The sequence below is a fragment of the Paenibacillus sinopodophylli genome (genome assembly GCF_005930355.1).
In the GTDB taxonomy this organism is placed as follows: Bacteria; Bacillota; Bacilli; order Paenibacillales; family Paenibacillaceae; genus Pristimantibacillus; species Pristimantibacillus sinopodophylli.
In genome coordinates this window covers 1-621 of sequence record NZ_VDBO01000059.1, presented here as the reverse complement: position 1 = coordinate 621, position 621 = coordinate 1, and the positions used below count along the sequence as shown (strand labels likewise).

1 protein-coding gene is annotated in these 621 nt (G+C 48.8%); it reads left to right on the top strand.

The window, feature by feature from the left end:
* The coding region (locus FGT79_RS30660; RefSeq protein ID WP_281286056.1) for a X2-like carbohydrate binding domain-containing protein at nucleotides 1-621 on the top strand (621 nt) is incomplete at both ends.

Genomic DNA, 621 nt, shown 5'->3' with positions numbered 1-621 from the left:
ACGGTAGTGGGCAACACGGTAACGATAAAAAAATCTTACTTGGCACAGCAGTCTGTAGGCACGACAAACCTATCGTTTAACTTTAGCGCGGGTGCTGCTCAGACGCTGGCGGTAACGGTGAGCGACACAACGCCGCAAAACAGCCAATTGAGCCAAACGACAGCAAGCTTCAATAAAGAAACAGCTGCGCAAGCGGATATAGCTGTAACGCTGACGCTGAACGGTAACACGCTTAGTACCCTTACAAATGGTGCAGCAACACTGACAGCCGGAACAGATTACACAGTAGTGGGCAACACGGTAACGATTAAGAAATCTTACTTGGCACAACAATCTGTAGGCACGACAAACCTAGCATTCAACTTTAGCGCGGGTGCTGCTCAGACATTGGCGGTAACAGTAAGCGACACAACGGAGCAAGACAGCCAGTTGAGCCAGACAACAGCAAGCTTCGATAAAGAAACAGCTGCGCAAGCGGATGTAGCTGTAACGCTGACGCTGAACGGAAATACGCTTAACACCCTTACAAATGGTGTGGCTACATTGACAGCGGGAACAGATTACACGGTAGTGGGCAACACGGTAACGATAAAAAAATCTTACTTGGCACAGCAGTCTGTA